This is a genomic window from uncultured Tepidimonas sp. (genome assembly GCF_938045175.1).
Lineage (GTDB): Bacteria > Pseudomonadota > Gammaproteobacteria > Burkholderiales > Burkholderiaceae_C > Tepidimonas.
In genome coordinates this window covers 1-5,174 of sequence record NZ_CALIND010000158.1, presented here as the reverse complement: position 1 = coordinate 5,174, position 5,174 = coordinate 1, and the positions used below count along the sequence as shown (strand labels likewise).

Annotated in this window: 8 protein-coding genes and 2 tRNA genes; 6 read left to right on the top strand and 4 right to left on the bottom strand. The window is 67.6% G+C overall.

Annotation, left to right across the window (positions count from 1 at the left end; genetic code table 11):
- Positions 1–229: BrnT family toxin (locus Q0716_RS08255; RefSeq protein WP_299021900.1), on the top strand; the 229-nt coding region annotated here is incomplete at its 5' end.
- Complete coding sequence (locus tag Q0716_RS08250) at positions 204–539, top strand: helix-turn-helix domain-containing protein (protein WP_299021897.1); 336 nt, start codon at positions 204–206, stop codon at positions 537–539. The genes Q0716_RS08255 and Q0716_RS08250, both read left to right, overlap by 26 nt.
- A 27-nt stretch (positions 540–566) precedes the next feature.
- Here the strand turns inward: Q0716_RS08250 and Q0716_RS08245 are convergent, their stop codons facing one another.
- Both Q0716_RS08245 and Q0716_RS08240 read right to left on the bottom strand, forming a co-directional pair.
- A complete protein-coding gene (locus Q0716_RS08245; protein WP_299021895.1) occupies positions 567–1,121 on the bottom strand; it encodes a flavodoxin family protein in 555 nt (184 codons plus the stop codon).
- Between the two features lie 75 nt (positions 1,122–1,196).
- On the bottom strand, positions 1,197–1,946 hold the full coding sequence (locus Q0716_RS08240; RefSeq protein ID WP_299021892.1) for a pirin family protein: 750 nt from the start codon (positions 1,944–1,946) through the stop codon (positions 1,197–1,199).
- Positions 1,947–2,146: 200 nt separating this feature from the next.
- Between Q0716_RS08240 and Q0716_RS08235 the strand changes: the two genes are divergently transcribed.
- Positions 2,147–2,222, top strand: a tRNA-Ala gene (locus Q0716_RS08235).
- Between the two features lie 7 nt (positions 2,223–2,229).
- A tRNA-Lys gene (locus Q0716_RS08230) sits at positions 2,230–2,305 on the top strand.
- 217 nt (positions 2,306–2,522) lie between these two features.
- Here the strand turns inward: Q0716_RS08230 and xdhC are convergent.
- Positions 2,523–3,344, bottom strand: coding sequence for a xanthine dehydrogenase accessory protein XdhC (xdhC, locus tag Q0716_RS08225; protein ID WP_299021886.1), 822 nt, complete (start codon positions 3,342–3,344; stop codon positions 2,523–2,525).
- A gap of 125 nt (positions 3,345–3,469) precedes the next feature.
- Here xdhC and Q0716_RS08220 point away from each other — a divergent pair, with 125 nt between their 5' ends.
- The gene (locus Q0716_RS08220; RefSeq protein WP_366139727.1) at positions 3,470–4,201 is read left to right on the top strand and encodes a hypothetical protein; all 732 of its coding nucleotides are present in this window, start codon (positions 3,470–3,472) and stop codon (positions 4,199–4,201) included.
- On the opposite strand, the gene uraH is transcribed toward Q0716_RS08220, so the two are convergent.
- Positions 4,186–4,536, bottom strand: a complete 351-nt coding sequence (gene uraH / locus Q0716_RS08215) for a hydroxyisourate hydrolase (protein ID WP_299021880.1) — start codon at positions 4,534–4,536, stop codon at positions 4,186–4,188. The two genes, Q0716_RS08220 and uraH, sit on opposite strands and share 16 nt — an antisense overlap.
- A 39-nt stretch (positions 4,537–4,575) precedes the next feature.
- On the opposite strand from uraH, the gene Q0716_RS08210 reads away from it, so the two are divergent.
- Positions 4,576–5,174, top strand: a 599-nt coding sequence (locus tag Q0716_RS08210) for a polysaccharide deacetylase family protein (protein WP_299021873.1), incomplete at its 3' end; no start/stop codon positions are given.

The following is a 5,174-nucleotide window of genomic DNA, read 5'->3' as shown; positions in this document are numbered from 1 at the left end:
TTTCGATTTCGCGTATGCGGCCAGGGCCTTCTTCGATCCCAACCGGCTGATTCAGGCTGATACCCGCCACTGCTATGGCGAGGAAAGGTACCAGTTGATGGGGAAGATCGAGCAACGCCTGTTCGTCGTGGTTTACACCCCGCGAGGCAATGCCATTCGTATCATCTCGGCGCGCAAGGCCAACCGACGAGAGGTTCAGCACTATGAAGACCGTACGCGTGACGATTGACCCCGCCGTCCCGGCCACGTTGAGTGGCGGGCGCATCGACCCGGCCCGTGTGGACGGCACCACGGAAGCAGATCTTGCCCGACAAGCGGCGGCTGACGCGGCAGCGGCCTTGCAGGACGCAGCCAAATTCGCGCGCCGTGTGCGCAAGCGCCTGGGGTTGAGCCAAGCCGAGTTCTCAGAGCGTATCGACGTGCCCGTGGAGACGATCCGCAACTGGGAGCAGGGCAAACGTAGCCCCACGGGCGCAGCCAAGGCGCTGCTCAAGGTGCTCGACAAGGCACCAGAGGCGGCCTTGACCGCCCTGCATTGAGCCTGTCGCGCTTTTCTCGAGACCCCCTCACCCCACCCACCGCGCCGCCACCTGCGCGATGCGCTGGCCGAACTGGCGGGCGGTCTCCAGGTCGCCGGGCAGCATTTCTTGCGCGCCGGCATCCGCCGGCGTGGTGGCCATGGCACCGGCCGACGAGCCGACGTAGTTGACGTCGTTGCGTTGCGCGGCCTTGGTGTTGGCGGGCATCATGCCCGTGCCCACCCACACGCCGCCGTGCTGCATCGCCAGCGTAAACAGGTAGTGCAGTGTGGAGAGTTTGTCGCCGTTCATGGTGGCGCTGTTGGTAAAGCCCGCGAACAGCTTGTCTTTCCACGCCTGCGTAAACCAGCGCTTGCTGGAGGCGTCGGCAAATTTTTTGAATTGCCAGCTGACGCTGCCCATGTAGGTGGGGCTGCCCATGACGATGGCATCGGCCGCGTCGAGCTGCTCCCAGCCGCCTTCGGGCAGGTTGCCGTCGGCGTCGATGGCCAGCAGCGCGGCACCCGCGCCGTCGGCGACGGCTTGCGCCATGCGCTGGGTATGGCCGTAGCCCGAGTGATAAACGACGATGATGTTGGGCATGTGGGACTCTCCTTTTGGTAGCGTGGTTTGGGCCCGGCTGGGCCACGGGAAGAACTCGGTTCCAACGGATGGGTATCAGGCAGGCACGGGCGTAGCCCCGTTGGGCGCCAGGTCGAACAACAGGACCACGGCGTGCTCCGCGTCGCTGAGGGTGATCGCGGGCTCGTCGGCCACCATGGCCGCGTCACCCGCGCCTAGCCGCTGCCCGGCCAGGTGCACACTGCCGCGCACCACGTGCACGTAGGCGCAGCGCCCGGGCGCGATCGGATGCCGCACCGCTTGCGGCCCGTGCAACGTGGCCAAGTCCAACGCCGCGTCGGCGTGAATGGTCAAGGGGGCGTCCGGCGCGGCTGCGGCGTCCGATGACACCGACGACGCTGGCCGGGCGATCGGCCGCACGCCCGTGCCCACACTGGACGGCCGCAGCGCCCGTTGCTCGTAGCCAGGGTCGATGCCGCGCACAGCCGGTTCGATCCAGATTTGCAGCAGATGCACGGGGTCGGGGCCTTCGTTGACTTCGCTGTGCCGGATGCCGCGCCCGGCGCTCATGCGCTGCACATCGCCCGCGCGGATGACGGCCTGGTGGCCCAAGCTGTCGCGGTGGGTGAGCATGCCCGCCAGCACGATGGTGATGATTTCCATGTCGCGGTGGCCGTGCATGCCAAAGCCGGTGCCCGGGGCGATGCGGTCTTCGTTGAGCACGCGCAGGTTGCCCCAGCCTGTGTAGCGCGGGTCCCAATAGTCCGCAAACGAAAACGAATGGCGCACCTGCAACCAGCCGTGATCGGCGTGGCCGCGGGCATCGCTGGGGCGCAGGGTGATCATCGAGGAAACCTCCTTGAGCAACGCAGTGCGATGGTCAGACTGTACGCGGTGCGCACGCCAGCCGGGAGGCAGGCATTTGATGACCGCATTCAAAGTTTTTGAATACCAGCTGCGGCTGCACACCGGTCAACGCCGCCCGGCCCTCCGCGGCGCGCGACGTGCCCACCAGTCGCGTGCAACGGTATATAATCTGCCCCGTCGGGCCGATAGCTCAGCTGGGAGAGCGCTGCGTTCGCAATGCAGAGGTCGGGAGTTCGATCCTCCTTCGGTCCACCAAATACCCGGGTTCTTAGCTCAGTTGGTAGAGCAGCGGACTCTTAATCCGTAGGTCGTAGGTTCGAATCCTACAGGACCCACCAATTTGACCCGCACCCATCGACAGATCAGGCTCAATGGCTGTCATGAGCGAAAACTGTCGACGCTGACCGGCGCACATTGCCCGGGACAACCCGCTCGCTGCCATCCGCGTGGATGAACTTTTCGAGGCAGCGGACGGCCGACTCGCCGAGCATCCGTTACTGAGTAAGCCCGGACAAATCCATGGCACAACAGGTCGCAGTGTAAGCGTCTTCTGGCTTATCTCGTCATCAACAGCTGCGCCGCCACGGCTGCGGCAATGACGGCGGGTTCTTTGCCCTGAATCCCCGGGATCCCGATGGGGCACGTCACGCGCGCCAGCACCGATGCGTCGTGCCCGCGCGCGAGCAAGCGGTGCTGAAACGCGGCCCATTTGGTGCGGCTGCCGATGAGGCCGATGAACTGCAGGTCGTCCCGCTGGCGCAGCCGCCTCAGGCACGCCTCGATCACGGCCAGATCCTCGGCGTGGCTGAAGCTCATGACCAGCACGCGGCTGCCGGGTACCAAGTCGGCGACGGCGCGCTCGACGGGATCGGAGTGCTCGGCGACCACGGTTGGTGGCAGGTCGGTGGGAAACATGCCGTCGCGGCTGTCGATCCAGGTGAGGGCGAACGGCAGCGGCCGCAGCGCGCGCTCGATGGCCTGCCCGACGTGGCCACCGCCGAACAGCGCCACCGGCACCCGCTCATCGACCCAGGCCGCGCGCAGCGCCGCCGCGTCGGCCACCGTGACGCGCTGCAGCCGCAGGTGCACGACGCCACCGCAGCACTGCCCCAGGCTGGGGCCGAGTGCGCAGCGCAACGCCTGCCCTGCCCAGCCCGGTTGCTGCAGGCCCGCGCGCGCCTGCTGGATGGCGCTCCACTCCAGCTGCCCGCCACCGATGGTGCCCAGCACGCGCTGCGCGCCCACCAACATCCACGCGCCCGGCTCGCGCGGCGCCGACCCCTCGGTACGCTCGACCCACACCAACACGCCTGGCTCGGCGCGCAGCCAGGCCAGCGCCGCATCCAGATCGCCCCCGCGCAAACAAACGGATTCCATGTTCCGCAGTATCGCCGGGGTTGAAAGGCCGGGCGCGTTGGCGCACAATCCGAGCCACATCGACTCCTCGGGCCCAACCGCCCCACCATCCGACGATGCCATCGACGACCGAAACTGGCGCACGTATGTCACCCGCCCCCACAGCCACCCCCCGCGCACGGTTGGTCTGGAGCGTGGTGGTGTCGACGCTGGCACTGCTGGCTGGCTGCGCCAGCCCACCCCCTGCCGCGCCGCCGCGCGCCGTGGAAGCGCCGCCCGCCCCGGCCGAAACGGCCCCACCCGTGGTGGTGCAGCCCGCGCCCGCGCCCGAGCCACCCTTCACCGGCAAGGTGTCTCTGGCAGCGTCGGAGCGAGACTACCGGCGCGACGGCGCGCAGCACCTGTATGAGCGCTACGGCGATCGCATCTTCCGTGGCAAGTTGCCGCCGCTGCTGCAGGCGGTGGGGGTGATGCGACTGGACATCGGCCCGCGGGGCGAGGTGCGGCGCTTCGAGTGGATGCGCGCGCCGGATCACGTGCCGCACGTCAAGGCCGAGATCGAGCGGCTGGTGATGGCCGCAGCGCCGTTTCCGGCCCCCAAAAGGCTGGGCACGGTCAGCTATACCGACACTTGGTTGTGGGACCGCAGCGGCACCTTCCAGCTCGACACCCTGACCGAAGGACAATTGGACCGCTACCCCGCCCCAGCGCCCAAGCGCGCCGCTGCGGCGCCCGAGCGTGCGGTCAGCCAGCCGAAAGCCACCACGGCCCGCGGCACCAATACCCGAACCGCCACGCGCAGCACGCGCAAGCCGCAGGCCAACGCTGACACGCAGGTGGCGCAAGGTCAAGACGGTGCGCCTCAGCTGCCGCGGTAAGTGGCGTAGCTCCACGGGCTGACCAACAGCGGCACGTGGTAGTGCGCCTGCGCGTCGGCCACGCCAAAGTCGATGGTGACGCAATCCAGAAACGGCGGCTGCGGCAGCGCCACACCGCGTGCGCGGAAGTAGTCGGCCACCTCGAACACCAGCCGGTAGGTACAGGCAGCCAGCTCGCCCGTGGCCAGCAGCGGCCCGTCGGGATTGCGGCCATCGGCATTGAGCACGACCTGTTTGATGAGGCGTGGCCCCTCACCGGTGGCATACAACCGCACAGCCATACCCGCGGCCGGGCAGCCGTGCATGGTATCGAGAACGTGTGTGCTCAGGCCCATTTGTGTCTATGATGCCGCAAAACCGACTGCCTTGTCACCATGGCCCACGTTTACGACAGCACTGCACCTTATCCGCGTGATTTGATCGGCTACGGCCGCCAGCCGCCGCACCCACGCTGGCCGGGCGGGGCGCGCATCGCAGTGCAGTTCGTGCTCAACTATGAAGAAGGCGGCGAAAACTGCGTGCTGCATGGCGACGCGGCGAGCGAGACGTTCTTGTCGGAGCTGTTTGCACCCACGGCGTACCCGGACCGCCACCTGAGCATGGAGGGCATTTACGAGTACGGCTCGCGCGTGGGCGTGTGGCGCATTTTGCGCGAATTCGAATCGCGCGGCCTGCCGTTGACGGTATTTGGCGTGGCCAGCGCGCTGCAGCGCCACCCGGAGGTGGCGCAGGCCTGTTTGGCCGCGGGGCACGAGATTGCCTGCCATGGCCTGAAGTGGATCCACTACCAACAGGTGGACGAAGCCACCGAGTGCGCCCACCTGCACGAGGCGGTGCGCATCCTGACCGAGTTGACCGGTGCCGCCCCGCTGGGCTGGTACACCGGGCGCGACAGCCCCCACACGCGCCGCTTGGTGGTGGACCACGGTGGCTTCGTCTATGACAGCGACTACTACGGCGACGACCTGCCCTT